We start from the raw sequence: 21,714 nt of genomic DNA on the forward strand, positions 1-21,714 counted from the left end.
GGAGAAACCATGAAACCCAGGCCTGAATTTACCCATCCCATCCATGAACTGCTCCAAAAACGCTGGAGCCCGCGCGCCTTTTCCGACCGGATGCTGAAGGAGGAGCAGGCGCTGACCCTGTTTGAAGCCGCCCGCTGGGCTGCGTCCTGCAACAACGAACAGCCCTGGCGCTTCATCTGGTCGCTGCGGGACGGCTCGGAGAAGTATGAAAAACTCTTTGACTGCCTGATGAAAGGCAACCAGGAATGGGCCGCTTCCGCGCCATTGCTGATCCTGGCCCTGATCCAGAACCACTTCAGCGACAGCGGAAAACCCAACCGCTGGGCCGCCCACGATCTGGGCCTGGCCATCGGCAACCTCACCACCCAGGCCACCCTGATGGATCTTTATGTGCACAACATGGCAGGTTTTTCCCGGGAAAAGGCGGCCGAACACTTCGAACTTCCCGAGGGGGTGGAACCCCTCACCATGTTCGTGGTGGGCTGGCTGGGCGATCCCGCCATGCTTTCGGAGTTCAATCAAAAGCGCGAAGCCCAGATCCAGGACAGGAAACCCCTGGCAGAACTTTTCCTCTAAAGTGGATTTGAACCGCGCAAGCGTTTCTGAAATAAACCAGCGGCCGGACCGGCAAACCGGAACAGCCCGGAGAGTTCAGCCCGGCCTCGAAAACACCTGAACAGGGAGGTTGAGATGCTTAAGCAAACCTTGGTCAAAGCGCTGCTGGTTTTGGCAGCCATGGCCTTGCTGCAGCTTGTTTCCGACGGCGATGTCCTGCCTTTTTTCATCCCCGTGCTGCTGGGGCATTGCGACACAGTCAAAGGACCGGTCGTGCAAGCCGCCGTCAAGGCCCTGGACACCGGGAACGTAGATCTGGTGCTGGTTTGGGTCCAGCCCCAGGACGAAGCCGCCATTCGTGAGGCTTTTCGTAAAACCCTCGATGTAAGGAAATTGGATCCCCAAGCCAAAGAGCTGGCCGACATGTATTTCTTTGAGACCCTGGTGCGCATCCACAGGGCTGGCGAAGGCGCGCCCTATGAAGGGCTCAAGCCTGAAGACACGGAAGCCGAACCCGGAATCGAGGCGGCTGACGAAGCCGTGCGCACAGGCAGGATAGAGGAACTGGCCAAAGAGGTCTCCACCCATGTTGAACACGGCATCCTGGAAAAGTTCGCCGCGGTCCAGTCAACCCGCCAATACCCTCCGGATGACGTGGGGGCCGGACGCAGGCATGTGCAGGCCTATGTGACCTTCATCCACTATGTGGAAGCGATCCACAAAGCCCTGCATGGCAGTGGCGAACACCACGGCCATTGAGCCTGGCGTAATAGCTCTTTCGGATTCGCCGGGCCTGAGTTCCTGATTCCTGCCCCGGACAGGAACGGGCCCCGCTTCGCTCAGATCAGCTTTCCGTCGCGCAGTTCGATCATTCTCCCCGCCCGGGCGGCCACAGCCGGATTGTGGGTCACCAGGATGATCGAGATCCCTCTCGAGCGGTTCAGATCTGCCAGGATGTCCGCGATCTCGTCGCTGCGCTTGCTGTCCAGGTTGCCGGTGGGTTCGTCGGCCAGGATGATCTTGGGATCGCTGATCAGAGCCCGGGCGATGGCCACGCGCTGCATCTCCCCGCCGGAGATCTCCTTGGGCAGATGGTTCAGGCGCTGCTCCAAGCCCAGGCTGGAGGCGATCCCGGCAACTTCCGCGTTCCCGGTGCGGCCAGTCCTGAAGGCAAAGGGCAGCAGGATATTCTCTTTGACCGTGAGGGTGGGGATCAGATAGAATTTCTGGAAGATATAGCCAAAAGTGTCCCGGCGGATCCGGGTCAGTTCCCGTTCCGGCATGGCTTTTCCGTCTGTGAAGACGATCCTGCCGGCAACGCTCAGGTCTCCGCCGCTGGGATTGTCCAGGCAGCCCAGAAGGTGGAGCAGAGTGGTTTTACCGGATCCGGAGGGTCCCATGAAGGAAACGAATTCCCCGGCCTCGATCGCAATGTCCACCCCGTCCACGGCCCGGATCTCCTCCGCGCCGCGCAGGTAGGTCTTGCTCAGGTTGGTGGCGGTGATGATGCTCATGAGTCCCCCTCGCTGCTGTGGATGGCCTCGATGGGCTTGATCCGCGCGGCTCTGAGGGCCGGATAGATCCCGCTGACGATGCCGATGCCCACGATGATGGCGATGGAACGCAGCACCAGGGGCAGATCGATCAGGATCAGCGAGCCTTTGGGGGAGAAGGGCAGCAGATTGCGGATCAGGGTCTCGGTGAGCGCGGAAAGCCCCAAAGCCAGCAGGGTGCCGATGATCCCGCCCAGCAGGCAGAGGATCACCGTCTCGCTCCAGATCAGCCGGAAAATGTGACCGGCGGAGGCGCCCATGGACTTCATGATCCCGATCTCCTGATACCTTTCCAAAACGGACATCAGGATGGTGTTCATCACCCCCACCATGGCGATCAGGATGGCGATCAGCGCGATGGACATCACCATCACCCGCGCCGTGGAAACCAGATTGGAGATGGTGTTTTTCACCTGCGCCATGGAGACCACCTGCACGTCCGGGAGGTCGTAGAGCTTTTCTTCAAAGGCGGCGATGTCGGTCTCCTTGTCCACCTTGATCCCCACGCTGGTGAGCTGGCCTTCCAAGCCGAAAACCTTTTGCAGCGCCTTGTAGGGGACGAAGATGGTGCCGTCGTCCTGGGTCCCGCTGCGCTTGAGGATGCCCACGACCTGCAGTTCCACTTCCTGCTCCGGGATCAGGAGGATGTCCCCAACCTCACGCTGCTCCAGCTCCGCGGCTTCATAGCCGATCACCGCTTCCAGGGCTTCGGGATCGGTGAACCACCCACCCTGGGCGAATTCCAGATAGCTGCGCATCGCGGGGAAGGTGGCGGGATCGACTCCGTTGTAGGCCGCGATGGCCCCGGTTTCTCCCACCGAGGGGTCGAACACCGCCTGCATCAGCATCGGGGTCAGGACCTGCACCTCCGGATGGGCCTGGAGGCTGTCCATCACGCTTTCCGGCATGTAGCGCAAACCGCTGCCGCCCTGCATCATCAGGGTCGCCGCTTCATAGGGGCAGCCTTTGGCGGTGAGCAGCACCTGGAAACCGAGGTTGTCGATGTCGGAATTCAGGGAGCGTTCATATCCTTTGTTAAAGCCCAGCAAACTGATCAGGACCCAGGTGGAGAGGGCGATCCCCAGCAGGGTCAAAACCGTCCGCGCCCGCTTGCGCTTCAGGTTCTTATAGGCGATGGTGCTTATCTTTGGCATTTCAAACTTCCTTTTGGCCTCACCAGCCGGCAAAATGCCGCATGAGCGCCAGGTTTTTCTTCACGCCGCGCATGATCGCGGCAAAATCCGGGTCGCCGGGGGCGGGATTTTTGATCGCGAGGGTCTTTCCCTTTCCGCTCCCTTTCCCAACGTCCCAGGTGGCCAGGTCTTTTTGGTTCAGCCCCGTGAACTGCGCTGTGAAGGCTTCCGCCCGGAACAGTTTGGCATTCTTCGAGCTGATCTTTTGCAGGTACATGTTGGTGATCCTGCCGGTGTTGTCCAGGCTCAGGAAGATCTGCAGGCCGCCGTAGCGCCCTTTTTGGTTGACCCCGTGGATGTAGCCGATCTTGCTTTCCCCTTTGTAGATCGTATAGAGGGTGTAGGGGATGTCGATCGTCTCGTAGAGGCCGCTGAATTTATCGCCCAGATCCGCCTCGACCTTCGCCAGGAGGGCTTTACCACCCTCCCTGCTCAGCGTGCGGTAGCTGGTCTTATAGCCCGTGGAACCGGGAAAAAGCCGGGCCACGTCTTTATCGGGGTCATTCAGGTCGCAGCCCACCGCCGCCCAGACAGGCAGCCAGAGGAGCGCGAACAGGATGAGTAAGGTGAATTTTTGCATGGTCCCTCCTAAAAGGGCAGGGCTTTGTAGTAATAGAGTTGCAGGGCGATGGTGCCGCTTTCCGCCGGCTCCGAGTAGGTGAAGGCAGAGCGCAGGGCCAGGTCCGGGCTGAGCCGGTAGCCCGCGCCCAGCGAGTAATTCTGGACCGCCGCTCCCGCGAGTTCCTGAAACTGCCCTTGCAGCGTGATCTCCGCCCGGTCTTCCGGAAGCGGGAACCAGGTCAGGCGAGCCAGTGCGGCGTAGGCCGGGTTCTCGTGAAAGCTTCCGTAGAGCAGGTCGGAACGCAGTTCAAAGGCCGTGATCCGCCGGCTGAAATCGATCCCGCCCAGCAGGAGGCGGTGGGTCGCCAGGTCGTGCATGAAATGGTAGCCCATGGTTTTGAACACGGTTCCCGCTGCCAGGGATGCCCCCAGGGCGATGTTTTCCCGGGAATGTTCCCCCAGCCCGGCGCGCGCGGCCAGCAGCCAGCTTTCGTCGTAAGCAAGCGCCATGCCGCTTCCCGTGGTCAGGGAAACAGCCAGCTCGGGCCTGCCGCGGTTGAAATTCAGCCCCAGCCCCCAATCGCGGTCCATCACCAGCCCGCTCATGGTGTTGTCCATCAGGATCTGGGCGTGGTTGTCCAGGGTGAGGGACAGGCCGAGGGCGGGTTTATTGTGGCCGATCCAGGCGTCGAAGCCCGGGGCCTTGAAGTTCAGGAAGGCGTTGTAGAGCTGGGGTTCCAGGCGGGAAGGCCGGTTTTCGTCATAGGCCAGGCGGGCTTGGACCGCCAGATAGCCCCAGTCGCGCCCTTCCCCGCCCAGGCGCTGGACCAGGTCAAAGCCCAGCGAGGGCTTCTGCATCGCCTCATCAGGATGCATGGAGTAGGGGCGGAAGGAGTTGGACGGGCTCTCCCAGCTTCCCACGGCCTGGGCTTCGGCAAACAGGAGCCTCCCTTGGGCGTTCAGGGTTCCTCCGGCCAAGCTCAGCAGGGCCAGAATCGCCAGGGCCGCCCGGGGGCGGTTGATCATATTCCCCAAGCCCGCTCCAAGTTTGGTTTTCGGGCTGAACATGGGAATGTTTCCTGTTTCTTAAATCTCGAGTTTGACCAGCGCGGTGTTGCGCACCTTGCCGTCTTTGCTGAACTGCAGCTCGATCTCCCAGTCGCCGAGCATCATGAAATTGACCGGGATGGCGTATTGCTTCTGCTTGTTCATCCGCATCGCCTTGGGGCCTGTGTCGTGGGCTCCCCGCATCGAGGGCATGTAGGCGTTGGCGGTGATCGTGAAATCGTCCGAAGGCCTGTTCTTCTTGTCCCTGACGGTCACGTAGAGGATGTGGGTGCCGATCTTGGGGGATTTGTCCCATTTATAGGTGACGCTCTTGTTGTCGTAGAGCGGCGTGGCTTTTTTGGTGGAAAGCACAGGCGCGTCGGAGGCGGTATAGGTTGATTTGGCCTCGGCTTGCAAGCCGGCGGGGCAACTTCCGCAATGCTGTGCCACCAGAGGCAGTAGCACCAGGCTGGCCAGGATTATCATCAATGCTTTGTTCATTGTAGGCTCCTTGTAGGTCTTCAGGTTTTCGCCATCTTGGCGATGGTTTGTTTCAGCTCGTCCAGGATATTGGGGGAGCCGGAGCGGATCTGGTCCACTATGCAGGAATTAAGATGGGCCTCGAACAGCTCCTGGGAAACGGAACCCAGGGCGCTGCGCACGGCGGAGATCTGGGTGAGCACGTCGTCGCAATAGACGTCGTCCTGGATCATCTTCTGGATCCCGCGCACCTGGCCTTCGATCCGCTTCAGGCGGTTGGCCAGCTTCTTTTTCAGCTCCGCGCCGTGATGCGCTTTCCTCGTGTCTGGGCAGCATGTTTTCATATCTCGGCTCCTTAATATACCCCATGGGGGTATTTATAGGATAACCCGCTCCGCTACCCAGGCAAACTATATTTTTCGGGAGTTGGAAGGAGGGCGGAAAGAGAAGGAGGCAGGACAGCTTGGGTGGCGCGGAAAAGCGCGGAAACAGACGAAAAAAACGGAAAAAGGTGAGGGGATTTTATGGTTTTAGCGTTGTAACGTTTTGGCGTTATGGGTTAGGGCTGATGGGACCTGTCCACGAATTACACGAATTACACGAAGGGGCGCGGTGGCGTGGTGTCGTTTTGGCGTGGTCTGGCAGTGTTACGTGTTTCACATCTCTTTATCCGTTAATCCGTATCATCCGTTAAATCCGTATGAAACTCTCTTTAAATCCGCGCGATCCGCTTTTTATCCGCGTGATCTGCGGGAAACTTCTTAATCCGTCCAATCCGTATGAAAATCCCTTTTAATCCGCGGGCAACAACAAACCTCCACTCGCCTCGCGCGGTGTGCCGGCGTCTGTTCCGAAGGGCTCATTGACGCGTGGATCAAGGGCATTGGAACCAATCTCGCTGCTTGCTTCGCCCACCGTTTTGCCGGAGGCGTCCGATTTGAAGGTGTTGAGCAGCGTGACCGACTGGTTATTGGTCCAGGGGAAGTTAAAATGGACCTGGTGTTGCCAGTAGGTGTAGTCCGAGGGCATGTCCATCCAATTGGCCTGGACCCGGGTTCCGGCGTAGGCCCTGTAGTATCCGGTGTTGTAGGTGATCCCGTTGCCCGGGATGATGATGTCGTCGACCGTCTGGTCGGGAAAGCCGATGTTCACATGGAGGGGCCGCAGGTCGCGCCAGCCGGTGTTGCGCATTTTCAGGAAGAACAGGTCCGGAAAGGTGATCAGGTAGGTGTTGTAGGAATCGCCGTAGATCTCGTTGGTGCGCGACCAATCCACCACCAGGCCGATCGCCTCGCCATTGGCATCCTGGCCATGGGTGAAGGCTGAGTAGCTGTAGCATTGGTCTTGTCTCTCGATCCTGAAGGTGACGGTTTCACCCGGGGAGATCACCCGCGAGCCGTAGCCGTCAACCTGGATCCAAATATCCGTGTAGAGCATGTTGGTGAACCTGGCCAGAAAAGGCGGCCTGGCTTCGTGTACGATGCATGAGGCCAGCAGCAGCGCCGGCAGGCAAAGAAGCAGGATCTTGCGCATGTCTGATACTCCTTGGTGGCCGCAAAGTCCGCAGACTCCCGCCATTCGTTTTCCGCCGCCCCGGAATCTGAACTTTTCCAGGGGGGATCTTGTTCGTCATTGATTATACTCCCGCGTGGGGCAAAACCTTCACCCAAATGCCACCGATCCAGCGGCGGGGAAAAAAAGAAAGAGATCAGGGATACGCGGGTTGTGCTCAGAGGCTGAACAAGCCTTTTAGCTTGACAAAAACCAGGAAGATGTAACATGTGATTCATATCGAACCACTGAATTTTTATCAGGGAGGAAGACAATGAAAGCAGTTTTATTGGCGCTGGCGCTGGCTTTGAGCCTGGGCTGCGCGTTTGGACAGGATATCACGGGCGACTGGCACGGCATGCTGGATATTGAGGGCATGAAGCTGCGGATCGTGTTTCACATCACTTCCTCCGCAGAAGGCCTTACCGCCACTTTCGACAGCCCGGACCAGGGCGCTTTCGGCATTCAGGTCAGCAGGGTGGCCTTCACGGACCCAATCCTCATTTTGGAAATGGACACGCCTCCCATCATTTATACGGGAGAACTCAAAGACGAAGCCATCTCCGGAACCTTCAGCCAATCCGGATATGAACTGCCGCTGGATCTGCGGCGCGAAGCCATGGAAAAGCCTGTTTACATCCGGCCTCAGGAGCCTCAGGAGCCCTTCCCCTATGAGGTCGAGGAGCTTCAATTCACCAATCCTGAGGCGGGGATCAAACTGTCCGCGACCCTCACTCTGCCGGACAAAAAAGGCAAACACCCGGCCGTGATCCTGATCAGCGGAAGCGGGCCCCAGGATAGAAATGAAGAACTGATGGGGCACAAGCCTTTCCTGGTGATCGCCGACCACCTAACCCGCGCCGGGATTGCCGTCCTGCGCTATGACGACCGCGGTTTCGCGGCTTCGGAAGGGGATTTCGCCTCCGCCACGACTCTGGATTTCGCCTCCGACGCGGCCAGCGCGGTCAGATACCTGCAAAGCCGCCCGGAGATAGGCAGGATCGGCCTGGCGGGCCATAGCGAAGGCGGATTGATCGCCCCGTTGGTCGCAGGCGAAATTCCGGAACTGGATTTCATCGTCCTGCTGGCTGGGCCTGGCCTCCGGGGAGACAGGCTCCTGCTTCTGCAAGAAGAACTGATCTGGCGGGTCGACGAACCGGACGAGGCCAAGATCGAGAGATCCCTGAACATCAACCGCAACATCTTCGCCATGATCATGAAAGAACAGGATCCCGAGGCCCTGACCGCTCAGATCCGCGAATTCCTTGTCCAGAGCGTCGCGGATGGCCAGGTCGACATCCCCGAAGGCTATTCCGAAGAGGATGTCATCACCCAGTTCATCGCCCAGATGACAAATCCCTGGATGCTCTTCTTCATCCGCCACGATCCCGCGCCAATCCTGGAGAAAGTGCAGCAACCCGTCCTGGCCCTGATCGGCTCGAAGGACCTGCAGGTGCCGTCCAGAGTGAATCTGGAGGCCATCGGCGCGGCCCTGGACAAGGCGGGCAACAAAAACTACGAACTATTCGAGCTGGACGGGCTGAACCACCTCTTCCAGCAAGCCGAAACCGGACATCCAAACGAATATGCCAAGATCGAACAGACCATTGCGCCTCAGGCCCTGAATACCATGACCCGCTGGATCAAAGAGCAGCTCGGAATGGAGTTGTAGCGTTGTAGCGTTTTAGGGTTTTAGCGTTTTAACGTGACGCGTTATGCGTTACGCGTTATGAGTTATGCGTTATGAGTTATGCGTTATGAGTTATGCGTTATGAGTTATGCGTTATGAGTTATGCGTTATGAGTTATGCGTTATGAGTTATGCGTTATGAGTTATGCGTTATGAGTTATGCGTTATGAGTTGTGGCGTATCAACCCGGCGCAGGCAGTTGAAAAAACCCCGCCGCAGGTGGGGTGCAGGAATATAGGCGGCGGCTTCAGCCGTCGTGTTTCAATATGCAGGCATCAATGTTTTATGACTCCACTCCCTCCTCAAACACAGATCACATCTGTGTTTGAGGAGGGAATGGGGAATTGACCATAGAGACATATCCCACACAGATACCCGGGATAAATCCCGGGCCTATTGTCCTTCACCCCACCTGCGGCGGGGTTTGTAAACAGCCTTGACCCTCCGGGGTCCATCATACGTCGGTTTTTCCTATCGGGGGGCTGCACTCCCTGCGGTCGTTCCGCACCACCGCTATGATCTGTCGCCTCTCCGGGGCTCCCATCACCAGCGATTCCTCAAAATGATGAAAACAATTGTCTGCCAATGACTTATCTTTCCGGCCTCTTTCCCACCCTCCTGATCAATACGCTATCAATACGGACTCACTACGGACTTTGTCCGTAATGAGTCCGTATTGACACCGTATTGATAAGGGGAGCCAGAGGGTAAAAATGGGTGGGAAATGTATCCCACCCATCGGTATTGGTTTTTAGAAGTGCTATTTACGGATGCTTGAGGTGGCAGACCGCACAAGGTAGAAACGGCGGTTTTGGACGGGCTGGGAGCAGGTCCAGGAAACCCGTCCGGAGCCTGTTGTGAAGGATCCAGAGGAAGTGATGTCCGCGAAGTCCGCGTCCGGAATGTCGGAAGCGAAGACCTTGTAGAGCCCGGCGCCGGAGACCTCGTCCCAGCTCAGGATGAGCGAGCCAGCAACGATCTGCAGGAGGATGTTTTGGGGTGTGCCCAGGTCCGCGGGGCCGATATGGAACTCGAAGGGCGCGAGCGGATCGCCCAGGACCTGGTTGTTCACGAAGGGCAGGGCCTCGGCGGCGGTGAAGATCTCATTCGTATCGGCCAGCCAGACCTTGTAGGAGAGGGTTTGGTTTTGCACGTTGGAATACTGGGTGAGGAAAAACACCCATTTGTCCACCACCCAGACCGGAGCCGCGATTCCCCGGCATGCATCGCCGTAAAAGGCGCCCAGCAGGGCGTTGGAGGTATCCAGGGGCAGGCCGTTTTGCAGGACCACGCAGGTGATGTTTGAGGTGAATTCATAGGCGGCGGGATCGACCTGCCAGCCGCTTGGATCCCTGAGCCGCTGGAGTTCCCGGGCGTAGATATCGATCTGATCGCCCCGCGGGATCTCATAATCCGGATAGGTGAAACTCCCGCTGGAAGACGTCTTGAGCATGTATCCGGCCCCGGGTTCCAGGAACAGCAGGGAGCCGTACCAGCCATAACCCGCGATGTATTGCGCGTAGCCGTTCTGGCCTTTGATGAGGTCGCCGGTGGCGGAATTGGCGAGGTTGGCCAAAGCCTCGTTCACACTGATGCTGACGTGGGGCAGGTAGCCGATCCAATTCCAACCGCTGGCATAATTTATCGGCGTGGCGGCCGGATCCTCCAGCAGTCCGATCACGCTCAGTTCATCAGGCTGGGCCAGTTTGAGCTTCAGGCCCTGGGTGGTGGAGACCGATTGCAGATCGCCCACCCAGCCGAGTCCGGGAACGTATTGGGCGTAGGCGGTCTGGCTCTTGATAAGGTCGTTGGCGGAGGGCTGGAGGCTGGCCAGAACGTCGTCCAGGTCCATGGATGGGCTCTCCAGGTTCACGGAGAGCCAGTTCCAGCCGGCGGAGCAGGGCTTGGAAGAGTAGAGCTCCGGATTTACGTGGATGAGCACCGGGTCCAGGGGTGTGCCATAAACCGCTCCTGAAGAGAAGAAGAACTGCTCCTGGATGCCCCAATGCTCCTTGTTCTGGGAGGAATCCCAAACCCGGAAGAAGAGCTCTTCGCCGGAATCAAGATCGCTGTGGACGGTGAGGTAGAATTGATACGAGCCTGGCAGCCAGGGAACGCTGATGAGGGACGCGAAGCCGCGGCAGACAAGGGTTTGGGAGGCCGGATCGAGGACAAAGGCGCCGATGACGTCGTTGGGATCGGCGGAAATCTCGCCTTCCAGGAAGAGTTGGCCGGTGATGGACAGGGAATGGTCGAAATTGCCCAGCGGCACGGAAGCCCAGGCGGGTGGATCGGCCAAAACGCTGATCTCAAAGGCCAGAGGCTCGCGTCCCAGGGCGGGAATATCCGCGTAGACAGTATCCCGGAAAACGCCATAGCCAAGCTGCTCGCTGATGTTGAAGGTGATGGACTGGGTCTCCAGAGGCAGCAGATTTCCGGAGCCTGGCACAGCCGTGAGCCACTGGGGCAGACCCGCGATGCTGAAGCTGGAATACTGGCCTCCGGAGTTGTGGAGCTGGGCGCTCACACTCAGGGGTTCGCCCAGGGCCTTGATCAGTTCGATCTTGGGCTGGGTCCAGTACACTGGATTGGCGTTCACGAAAAACTCCCAGGAGACCGGCGCGGCGAGCGGATTGCCATGGAGGTCCGTCAAGCCCTGCACCGTGGCCTCCAGGGTCTCGTTCTCCAGCCAGTAATTGGCGATCAGGGGCACGATGGAAACCGCGTTGCCGCTGGCCTGGACGTTGATGTCGACCGGCAGACCGGTACGCGTGATGATGAGTGAAACAGAGCCAGGCAGGACGGAATTGGGATCGATGGGCTCGGTGAAAGTGACCGAGATCAGGTCGCCCAGGCCCAGGATCCCGTCCGAGGGCTGAGGCAGGCCCCAGACCGCCGGGGAAGTCCGGTCCAGCGTACCGTTCAGGGAAGCCGTGTAATAGTTGGATTGGATGTTGTCCGTGGTACCGGCCCGGATCTGCCAGGGCCCGTCGGAGAGGCTTGAAACGTCCCAAGCAACGATTATGTAGTTGGGATGGGCAAGCAGGCTGTCGCGCGGGATTTCCAGAGCAGGCAGCCAGTCTATCGCGGCCGGGCGCTTGTACTCAAGGAGCAGGGAGTTGAAATCCGGCTTGGAGAGGTCATAGCCGGTGAGCATCATCTCCAGGCTGTTGTTCGAGGCCTGGTTCACGATCCAGCCATCCTCCGGCCTGGCTATGCTGACGCGGCTGTAGGGCGGTTCCCAATACACGTTGAAGCCTCGCGTGACCCAGAAAGCGTGGCCTTCCGGGCCCTCATGCCCGCGGTCGCCTTCGGCAAAGAATTCCAGGGTGAGGCCCTCATATTCATAGGCGGCGGGGCCCTGAGCGACGGTCATCACGGCCTGAACCTGCTGTCCGGGAGGCACATCAAAGGCCATTCTGTCCACCACGGGCAGTCCGTTGATCAGGATAGTGGCGCCGCCGGGATTGGTGGCGTGCAGGAGGGTGAGGAAATAGCGCCGGTGTTCGCCTGTTTGGGAAGTGTTGCCCAATTGGAGCAGGAAGGCGGCTGTTTCGCCGTCCTGGAGGCCGCTGGCGGTGTAGGTGTTGGCGGAGAAGCTGACCCCGTCACGGGGCAGGGTATTCCGCTCCCAGCGGTTGGAGGAAGCCCCAGCCAAGAGGTCAAAGACGGGGGTGCCATAGACGGGATCCTTTTTGATATCCACCGTGAAATAATCCGGCTGGAAGTTCAGGTGGCTGACCTCGTCGTCATCGGCCAATTCAAAGCTGACCGCGGTTTCGGTCGCGTAGGAGCCCGTCTGGGAAGATCCCAGGGTGAGGGCCGTTTCGAAGGTGAATCCAAGTGAGCCGCCCATTCCGTTGATCACCAGGCCGATCTCCGTACCGAAGGATTCGCTCACGGTCTGTTCGAAAACAATGGTCTGGCTGGAACTCACGCTGGAGGTTTCTTCAAACAGGTAGCCCGCCCCGGCGTTGAAGGAAACGTTGGCTGGATGGTTGGGATTGGGAAGGGCGTTGGCGATGTTGGATGCATTCATGTCCACATAGCTTTGCCACATGGCGGCGGAGCTGGTGTCTCCGATGGCGATGAGGTTCGGGATCACGTTGTTCAGGATCTGGGCCTCGGTGTACATGTAGACGGTGTCGAAGCCGTCGGGCACCACCATGACGTTGTTCCGCAGGGTGACCTCTTGTGTGTCGTCATCCCAGAGCAATTCGCGGGTGAGGCCCCAGATCAGGTTCAGCGCGCCGCCGACGTAGAGGTCGGATTCGCGCCCGATCAGCAGGTCCTGGTCCGAGGTGCGGTATTCCTCGCTGGTGGTGAAGGTGTAGGAGACCTCGCTGGCGTTGGTTTGGACCGTCTGGCAGGAATAGCCGAAATCCAGGTCGAAGATGTAGTCCGTGGTGGATTGGACCGAGAAGAAGGAGGGACCCGCCGAGACGGAGATAGTCGGCCCCAGATGGACGCTGACCTGATTGCCCTGCTCATAGGCGCTGCTGACGGAGACGCCCCAGGCGACGCTGCTGCTGCTGGACTCGCGGAAGGAGGAATAGCTGGAGTCTCCGGGGGGATCGTGCAGGATCAGGAACGGGATTTCCGGAGAGGTGGTGGCGTAGGTGCTTTCGGTGGGCCGGGCGCCCTGGGTTATCACCCAATCCGCGTGAGTGGCAAAGCGTTCCAGCGCGGTGTCGTGGATGGTTACCTCGAGCAGGTTCTGATAGGGGCGGGCCCCTCCGTCCAGGATGTTGGGCAGATAGGGCGCGAAGCGATAGGTGTAGCTCTGTTCGCCGGAGAAATTGGCTTCGGTGGAGCCGATGGCGCCCACATCGTCTGAAACCAGGATGTCGCAAGCGGTGAGGAAGGTCTTGCGTCCCGGGAAGGCGGGCAGGCTGTAATCCTCAAAGGCCCGGAGTTCCAGTTCCACCCACACGTTCTGGTCCAAAACGTAGAAGCCGTAGAGCTGCTCGCTGTCGTCCGCGAAGTATTTCAGTTCCAGTCCGTCCGGCCAGATCACCTCCGCCTGCAAAGGCGCGCGCCATTCATAGCGCAGTGTGTCCGGGTCCGCGTCCGCGTCCCGCAAATCAAGATGCTTCGTTTTGAGTGACTGGAACTGGTCATCCACAGCCAGGTTGAAGGGGTCGTCCCCGGCGGGATTTACGGTCACATTGAAATCCAGAGGCGGAATGGTGGAGACCAGGACCATGCCTGTGAACCAGTCCTGTCCGGTCACGACGCGGGTGTAGAGCCCGTCCACGGAGTTCAGAGCGACGTCGAAATCCCCCAGGGGCCAGTCATCAGAACCTCCCACCACCTGGACGAACAGCCCGGTGGTGAAGACATCCTGAAAATCGATATCGGTGCGGGGATAGGTGACCTCGCCCAGGTCCCAGGTCCGGTCGAAAGTGTGGCCCTTGTATTCCACCGAGACCAGGCAAGCCGTTCCGTGCTCCACTTCCAGCACATAGTAGCCTTCGGTATTGGTCAGCACCAAAGGCACGGCCTGAGAGCCGTTCAGGTAGATCGTGGCGCCCACCACGGGGCAGACCGTGTCGTAGAAAATCACATGCCCGGAGATGGGGATCAGGGAATTATCGGTGAAATCGACGTTGTTGGCGCTGATGTTGCTCTGGGAGAGGGTCACGAGGCGTTGTTCGGGCTGGAACATGTGCCCCGGCTTGCTGGGGGTGACGGTGAAGGTGGTGTAGTTGCCATAGGGGATCTGGGAGATCACGTATTCGCCCCAGTTGCCGGTGACGGCGCCGAGCAAAACGCCAGGTCCCGCGCTGCTCCAGGCGGCGTTGGTGCTGGCGATGTGGGCGTTGTTGGTGGCGTCAAAGACCTGGCTGCCCAGGCCTTCGTTCATGGCCCAGTAGCCGATCAGGCCCGGGGAATTCCAAGCCGGGATGAGGTTTCTCCAGCTCTGGATCTGGGCTTCCGTGCGGGCCAGATTCCAGAGCCGGATGTCGTCGATAAATCCGGTGAAGGCGTCATCCTGTACATATAGCATGCCTCCGGGGGTATCGGAAAAGATCACTGAGGCATCCGCCACGCTGATCCCATCCAGATAGAGATAGCCCCTGCCCTGGCTGGCGTCGTAGGCTAAAGCCACGTGGTGCCAGGCGTTGTCGTTCACAGCGGGGGAATCGCCTGACTGGGCCAGGGTCGAGACTCCGTCGGTATAGAGCAGCCTGCCGGAGGCGTCGATCCGCAGCTCTTTGAGGTCGGTTTCCGCCTCGTCAAGTTTGGAGAGCAGGGCGATATCCGCGGAAGCCGTTTTGAACCAGGCTTCCAGGGTGAAGGCGGCGCTCAGGTCGGCGTTCGGGACTTCCACCTGGAAATAGGATCCGGGGCCGAATTCCAGGCAGTGGCCTTCCGATGGGTCAAGCGAGATCAACACCCCGGCCACGGGATTGTTGTTGGGGGTTTCCACCTTGCCGGTGATGATGCCGTTGGGCTTGATGTAGCCGGTGTCCGAGATCGGATTGGAGGTTTCCCCGCCCGCGTAGGCCAGCACGGTGTAGGCATGCTGCTGTCCCGGAATGGCGCTGTAATCGGCGTAGCTGGTGATGTGGGGATAGAGGGTCACCAGCAGCGAGCCGTCGCGATAGATCTGGAAACCGTCGTTGGGCAGGTAGGCGCTGGAATAGCTCCAACTCAGATATACGTGCCCGGGATAATCATTGTTGCCGTCGGTGGCGGAAAAGTCCGTGGGATCCAGGATCCCGGCGAATTCACAGGCGCCGATGTCCGGGCGGTTGTAGGCGCTTTGGGTGTGGGCATGGACGCGTGGATTGCCGATGATGTCGAAATCCGGCAACAGCGGATAGCTGGCGGGATCGGGGATCCCCCGGTTCAGACAGGAAGAGGTGGAACTGAGGGCATAATGGCCGGGGTAGTTGGGGTCGAAGCGCGGGTCCGAAGCGATATTGGTGGAGCCGGGCCAACCGCCCTGGACGTTGCTATACATCACCAGTATGTCGCCGGAGAGAGGACTTTCTCCATTGTCCCAGATGTTGCAGCCGAAGATCCTGGCGCTGCCTGAGTTTTCTGCCAGAATGGCCCCCGGACCGGCCGTGGAAGCGTTGTCCGCGATGGTCAGATGGGCCAGCAGGGAGTTGGAGTTGTTCAGATAGACGGCCCCGCCACCGCTGGCGGCATTGTTGTGATGCAGCACGCAGTTGTAGATTTCCGCGGAGGAATTAAGCAGGGCCAGGGCGCCGCCTTGATCGGCGGTTCCTTCATTCAGGACACAATTGACGAGGGTCAGAGCGTCATAGCCGTCCACATGGACCAATCCGCCTTCGGGCAGGTCTCCGGGACCCGCCAGGCCGTGGCTGATCTGGCAATAAGCCAGATAAGAGCTGTCCGCAAGGGTGTTTTCGCCCAAAAAGGCCAGGCCGTCCCAGCCCAGGGCTTCATTCTGGGCGGTGAAAGTGATCCAGCCATCCTGCGTACCCGGGGCCTGGAGACTGCCATGGACGTCAATTCCCGTGCCAGGCGCGAATTGCACCTGCGTCCCGGGTTCCACCTGCAGGATTATCCCGTGGGGAACGACGACGTTTTGGCTCACTACCATGTTGCCAGACCAGAGGGGAAACTGCGCCACTCCGGAGAGGGCTATCTGCAGATCCGGCTGATTACCGGAGTTGTTTATAATATGCAGAATATCGTTATGAATTCCTGCTTCCTGGGGATTGAAACGCACCATCAGGGTGGTGGAATCCCCGGGAGCCAATACCAAGCTGCCAGGGTTCTCTGCAAGCTCATAGTGTTGTGGATCTCCGTCGAAGTAAATCTCGCTGATAGTAATATTCGGGGTTCCCTCATTGCTTAAGGCCACGGCCTGCCATTCTGATTGCCCGCCGATGGTTAGGGAGCCAAAATCCATGGCAGGAGCCGATAACAGGCTGATCTCTCTAACGCTGAGTTTGGCGACGAAGGCGCGCGCGCCAGGATCCGAACTGGTAAGGGAGTATGGGCCAAAATAAGCGGTGTTTCTGTATTCGCCAGTTAGATAAGCTTTTCCGCTGTTGTCCAAAACGATCCCCATACCCTCGTCCGTACTAGTTCCTCCGGCTTTGATGGCCTGGATCCAATTGCCCCCAGCATCCAATTTTGCGAAGAACAAATCCGATGATCCACTGCTATACAAGGTTTGGGAACCAAAACTAGCTGTCCCATTAAAGTTCCCCGTGATCATCGCGTTACCCTCCATATCAACTGCGATCCCATTGCCACTGTCATATCCGCCTCCGCCCGCCCGCTGTGCCCACAACCAGTTCGAATTGCTGTCCATCCCGGCTATGTAAATATCTTCCAATCCGCTGCTGGTTAATGAGGTCGCGCCAAACTCAGCAGTCCCGTAAAACCACCCTGTGACCAGCAGGTTCCCGTTGCTGCCTACGGCAATGGCGTTGCCTGTTCCATTATACATTGCCGCCCTCTTTGCCCAGAGCCAGTTTCCATCACTGTCCATCTTGGCAACAAAGCTGTTTGCATACGGGCCGCTGGCTACAAGGGTCGTGCTGCCAAATTGGGACGTTCCCCAGAAATTGCCTGTGAGATAGATCTTGCCACTGCTGTCGGCGGCGATTCCATGTCCCTCTTCGCCGGATGATCCTCCCGCTTGACTTGCCCAGAGCCAGTTTCCGGCTGAATCCAGCTTGGCCGTGAAAACGTCGGTGGATCCGCTGCTGATTAGGTTGGTTGTGCCAAAGCTGGCTGTTCCACGAAAATTGCCTGTGTAATAGACATTGCCGTCATCGTCGACACACAGGCTGAAACCTTCGTCACTGCTGATCCCTCCGGACCTTTTCGCCCAGACCCAGTTGCCATTCGTATCCAACTTGGCGATGAAAGTATCCAGATCACCCGCGCTTGTCAATGAGGTAGTGCCAAAAACAGCAGTAGCATAGAAAGCCCCGGTGATGTAAACATTTCCGGAGTTATCAACGGCTATCCCATTGCTCCATTCAACGTCCGTTCCTCCGGCCCGGCTTGCCCAGAGCCAGTTTCCATCTTTGTCGAGCTTGGCGACGAACACATCCCAGGATCCGACACTGGTGATAGTTGAGGACCCAAAGTAGGCGGTGCCTTGGAAATCACCAGTGATATAAATGTTGTCCAAATTATCCCTGGCAATTGCATTGCCATGCGACACTCCTGGGTTGTTTCCGGTCACCCAAAGCCAATCATGTGATTGCGCTTTGAGGCAGGCAAAGAAAATAACCATAACGGCACATAGGGTTAAAATCTTGGTGTTCTTCATCCTATTCTCCTTATGATGCTTGTTTGGATGATGTGATGTGGTGGGCGGAGGGCTGCTTCTGTGGTTCGCAGGTCCGGGAAAGCCTGCTGCTGCTGTCCGCGCTTGCTTTCCCCCGCCTTGTTTGAGGTCCCTCCCCTGAAATGGAAAACCTGCGTATCGAATATTGACATCGTTTCTCCACTGTGGATTTATATCCACGCCAGCAGGTATTTAAAATATCAAAGCTGTGCCGCGGGCTGGACGCCTGACCTTGGGGCCAGAAAAACTCGGGCTCCCGATCATCCTTGGTAGAGTGCATGCACAGGATATTAATATAAATGAGACAGCGCCCATAGTGTCAAGCAGAAAATTATTTGTTCTTTACGAACGGTTATTATTTTAATTTTTACCGCGTACGCTCCAACATCGGAATCCGGCTCATACCATCATTTTCCTTGCTTTTGCCTGACTCACCTATCACTAACTTGCCACCCGCCCACCACCCGCCCGGCTGGCGGGAACTCGGCGTGTGGCATACAGGAGGCAGGTGAGTCAGGGAAAAGGGGAGGAATGCTGGAGTCGAGAGAGGAACGAGCATGGACTCCAGCAAGCTCTGGAGCGGGGGTGATTCTGGAGTCCATGCGGACCTGGGATACACCCGGAGTCTGAACGGACAGGCGCAGAACCGGTCCGCTCGACTCCAGGCTTATGCGGCTTACACTTAAAACTGTTTCTGCCTCAAAGCTCCATCAGGGCGCCAGTCCCGCGGAGGGAGGGTCAGAGGGCCAGGCCGCCCGGTCGATAACAGCTTTGGGCAGAGGCGGTTGGGGATCCAGGAGTTCGCCGGTGAGCGGATCTTTGATATCCAGCCTCAGCACCGGTTCGCCGAAAGTTCCGTCCCGGGTGGAAGTGATGGCGGTCACCTTGTAGAAGCGTTTGGACTGGAGGCCGCCCGGTTCCAGCCAGGAGGTCGAAGGCGTGCTGCCCATATAGGTGAAAGTGGCGGCGTAGGGTGTATTGGAGCCGTAGATCTTGTATTCCGTGGCGCCGGGGATGGGGTCCCAGCTCAGGGTGCCGTTGGCAGATATGCTCACGTCCGGGATGCCTGCGTCGTAGGGGATGGCGAAACCCACCATATGGGTATTCGTGGGAAAATCGCCGATCTTGAAGGCCTGTCCGGTGGCGGGCCGGATCCAATAGAGCATGGACCTGTAACCGCCATTGTATCCGGCCAGGAAGAGATAGCCCTTGTCCCGGTCGAAGGCGAGGTCCTGACCGAAATTGATCGGAATTCCCAGGGACCCGATCTCGTTGGCAAGTCCTGTGGCAGTGTTGATCCAGTAGAGATTGTCGTTGACCAAATCAACTCCATAGAGGCGATTGATATTATGATCGAAAGCCAGGCCGATCATAAATACGCAGTTGACGTGGGAGCCAACAAGAGTCGCTATTCCGGTATAGCGGTTCAGGGTGTAGAGATTGGCAAGATCGGTGCCATAGAGGATCTGGCCAATGGGATCCCAGGCAATGCCATGAATGGGGACGCCATTATCGCCGAGGTAGGTCTGGGCCCCGCTGTTGTGGTCGATCCGCCAGTATCTGTCTGATTCCAGGGAACTGCTGCTCCATTCCGTTCCGTACCAATGATTGCCGATCCAGTCAGCTCCGGCCATGAATAGCTCAGTTGCGGAGGGTGAACCCAAATGCGTGACCGTGCCCGGTGTTTTCAGGTTGAAGGTGGAGGGTCCTTCGAGGTTGGGATCCGAGTAATGATGAACGTCCACGTAAGCTTGGGTATCCAGGTCCAGGAACCACAGCAGCTGTTCCAGCCGGTCATTGCCGAAATTCATGTCATTGGCCAGATGGGTGGTCACCCGCATATGCCAGCCGTTGTCCAAGGTGGTGGCAAAAGGCGCGAAAGTGACCTGCTGGGTGGCCCCGGGAGCCAGGTTGTTTACCCATTGCGTGTTGGCATAATTACCGTTGCCGATGCTATAGGTCACCTGGAAGGTGGCGGGGCTGTCACCCTGGTTTTGGACCGTGGCCAGGGGAATGAGTGGCTCGAGGTCCACCACTTCTGGATTGTCGATGCTCACGACCCGGGCGTCGATATTGTCCCTGGAGATGATCACATTGTCCACACACCAGAAATCGAACTGGAAATGATCTCCCTCCAGGGTCCAGGCGATATAGGTGATGTCCTGGAATGGCCCGGCCAAGCCGATGGTCGAATGCCCGGATTGGTTGCCTCCCCCGCTGGCCAGGCTCCAGCCCGCGTCCATCCAGTTGATCAGGTCGTGGCTGTATTGCAGCTTGGCAGTTAGTCCGGGGGCAAAATCGTCAAAGAAATGGTAAAAATCGATCTGGAGCATCGAAACTCCTGAGGTCGTGACCGGAGGCGAGATCAGGCGCGAAGTCCCTGTCCCGCTACGCCAATTCGCCCTCATTTCATTTGGTGAACCGCCCGCGCTGCTCGTATTGTAGAGCAACCAGAAATTGGATGTGAAGGGATTGGAGTAGCCCTGGGTCCAGGCCCGGGGGATGTTGGTCCGGCTGAAATCCTCCATTTTGGGGGGGTAGAGCAGCGGACTCAGGTCAAAGATGATGTTGGGTATCTGGTTTAGCCTTTGTAGAGCCGCCGGCGGTGATGCGGGATCGGGATTGGTTACGTCGCTGTAAGATGCCAGGCTGCGATAGTTGGCCACGGCAGTCTGGAAGAACCTTCCGTTGGAAGCGTCGTATCCGCGTGTATTCTCGTCCACCGCCACCACCAGGTTGCTGGTGCCGTCATATTCAAAAGGCCTGTCCAGGGTGATCTCGATCCATCCGGCCGTGGCCAGCAAAGACACATTCCCGCTGAACACCTGGGTCAGTTGGGAGAGTGGCACCCAGCTCGTGGTGTTGGCGAAACTTGCCAGGGTGGTATGCCCGATATAGACTGTCCAGGAAAGCGAATTGGTGGCGCTGGCCACTCCGTTCCAATGGTAGCGCAGTTTGGAGATGCGGTTGTAGCCGAGGGTGGAGGGTAGTTCCGAGCGCAAATAGATGCTCTGGGAATAGCTGTAGTAAAACCATGGATAGACGGGCAGGACTCCGATGTTTGTTTGCGTGCCCACCGGATGGCTGTAAATGTTCAGAACCTCCGCCAGGACGGGTGCGGTGAGGCTGCTGGGTGGAGTTTGATCTCCCTCCCCGCTCACATGCACCGTGACCATGTTTTGGTTGATCAACCGGTATTCATTCTCATAAGACCAACTTCCAGGTGTGTACAAAGTGGTGACTTGATCGCCGTGCTGCACAATGAAGGGATGACTTTGCGGGCCGTAGCCCGAGGCCAGGGTAAGGGAGTTTAGCACGATCGTGCCATTCACATAAACGCTGATTGTGCCGCCGTTCCAGCCGTCCCCAAAACTGTCGAAGAGCACCACAGACCAGGTTACGGATGTGAGGGCGGAAAACAATAAAAGCATGGCCGCGAGGCAGAGAATTGCTTTCATGAGAGATCTCCTTGAGTAAAAAATTATACTGATTCCAGCATTCCCTAAGTTGAAATATTTGTCAAGCTTTAAATGAACTCCCTTTGCTTGGAGTTTGTGGAATGATGAGGGGGAGAGTTTTCGTGAAAGGGTGAAACCACAGCTAAGAGTTGAGAGTTGAGAGTTAAGCTGCGCCGGAAGGAGGCAAAAGGGGAAGCTGCGCTGGGAACGGTTTGGCGGGGTGACGTGATGAGGTGGTGAGGTGGTGTCATCCCGGCGTCCGGGGTTCTCGCGGAGGAGCAAAGCGAATTCGTGAGGTGGTTCTGCCGGGATCCAGTTGTTTATCCGTCCAATCCGTC

At 58.1% G+C, this 21,714-nt stretch carries 12 protein-coding genes; 3 read left to right on the plus strand and 9 right to left on the minus strand.

Going from position 1 to position 21,714, the window contains the following annotated elements:
- Window positions 1–9: 9 nt before the first annotated feature.
- Together K0B87_00600 and K0B87_00605 are read left to right on the plus strand one after the other, a co-directional pair.
- On the plus strand, window positions 10–576 hold the full coding sequence (locus K0B87_00600) for a nitroreductase family protein (protein MBW6513246.1): 567 nt from the start codon (window positions 10–12) through the stop codon (window positions 574–576).
- 114 nt (window positions 577–690) lie between these two features.
- Window positions 691–1,314 (plus strand): hypothetical protein, encoded by a 624-nt coding sequence (locus tag K0B87_00605; GenBank protein MBW6513247.1) that lies wholly within the window; start codon window positions 691–693, stop codon window positions 1,312–1,314.
- An 80-nt stretch (window positions 1,315–1,394) separates the two neighbouring features.
- Here the strand turns inward: K0B87_00605 and K0B87_00610 are convergent, their stop codons facing one another.
- From K0B87_00610 to K0B87_00640, 7 genes are all read right to left on the minus strand, one after another.
- Window positions 1,395–2,069, minus strand: a complete 675-nt coding sequence (locus K0B87_00610) for an ABC transporter ATP-binding protein (GenBank protein ID MBW6513248.1) — start codon at window positions 2,067–2,069, stop codon at window positions 1,395–1,397.
- On the minus strand, window positions 2,066–3,262 hold the full coding sequence (locus tag K0B87_00615; protein MBW6513249.1) for an ABC transporter permease: 1,197 nt from the start codon (window positions 3,260–3,262) through the stop codon (window positions 2,066–2,068). Before K0B87_00615 ends, K0B87_00610 begins: the two co-directional genes overlap by 4 nt.
- A gap of 19 nt (window positions 3,263–3,281) precedes the next feature.
- Window positions 3,282–3,881: a hypothetical protein gene (locus K0B87_00620; GenBank protein MBW6513250.1), complete on the minus strand. Its 600-nt coding sequence runs from the start codon at window positions 3,879–3,881 to the stop codon at window positions 3,282–3,284.
- Window positions 3,882–3,889: 8 nt separating this feature from the next.
- Window positions 3,890–4,888, minus strand: coding sequence for a hypothetical protein (locus K0B87_00625; protein ID MBW6513251.1), 999 nt, complete (start codon window positions 4,886–4,888; stop codon window positions 3,890–3,892).
- Between the two features lie 60 nt (window positions 4,889–4,948).
- Complete coding sequence (locus tag K0B87_00630) at window positions 4,949–5,410, minus strand: FixH family protein (GenBank protein ID MBW6513252.1); 462 nt, start codon at window positions 5,408–5,410, stop codon at window positions 4,949–4,951.
- A gap of 20 nt (window positions 5,411–5,430) precedes the next feature.
- Window positions 5,431–5,733 (minus strand): metal-sensitive transcriptional regulator, encoded by a 303-nt coding sequence (locus tag K0B87_00635; protein ID MBW6513253.1) that lies wholly within the window; start codon window positions 5,731–5,733, stop codon window positions 5,431–5,433.
- Between the two features lie 448 nt (window positions 5,734–6,181).
- Window positions 6,182–6,922, minus strand: a complete 741-nt coding sequence (locus K0B87_00640; GenBank protein ID MBW6513254.1) for a hypothetical protein — start codon at window positions 6,920–6,922, stop codon at window positions 6,182–6,184.
- 292 nt (window positions 6,923–7,214) lie between these two features.
- Here K0B87_00640 and K0B87_00645 point away from each other — a divergent pair, with 292 nt between their 5' ends.
- Window positions 7,215–8,612, plus strand: coding sequence for an alpha/beta fold hydrolase (locus K0B87_00645; GenBank protein ID MBW6513255.1), 1,398 nt, complete (start codon window positions 7,215–7,217; stop codon window positions 8,610–8,612).
- Window positions 8,613–9,389: 777 nt separating this feature from the next.
- Here the strand turns inward: K0B87_00645 and K0B87_00650 are convergent.
- Both K0B87_00650 and K0B87_00655 read right to left on the minus strand, forming a co-directional pair.
- Window positions 9,390–17,900, minus strand: coding sequence for an Ig-like domain-containing protein (locus tag K0B87_00650; GenBank protein ID MBW6513256.1), 8,511 nt, complete (start codon window positions 17,898–17,900; stop codon window positions 9,390–9,392).
- Window positions 17,901–18,628: 728 nt separating this feature from the next.
- Window positions 18,629–21,376 carry a hypothetical protein gene (locus K0B87_00655; protein MBW6513257.1) on the minus strand — a complete coding sequence of 916 codons (2,748 nt, stop codon included), beginning with the start codon at window positions 21,374–21,376 and terminating at the stop codon, window positions 18,629–18,631.
- Window positions 21,377–21,714: the final 338 nt, after the last annotated feature.

This window comes from Candidatus Syntrophosphaera sp., assembly GCA_019429425.1.
Taxonomy (GTDB): Bacteria; Cloacimonadota; Cloacimonadia; order Cloacimonadales; family Cloacimonadaceae; genus Syntrophosphaera.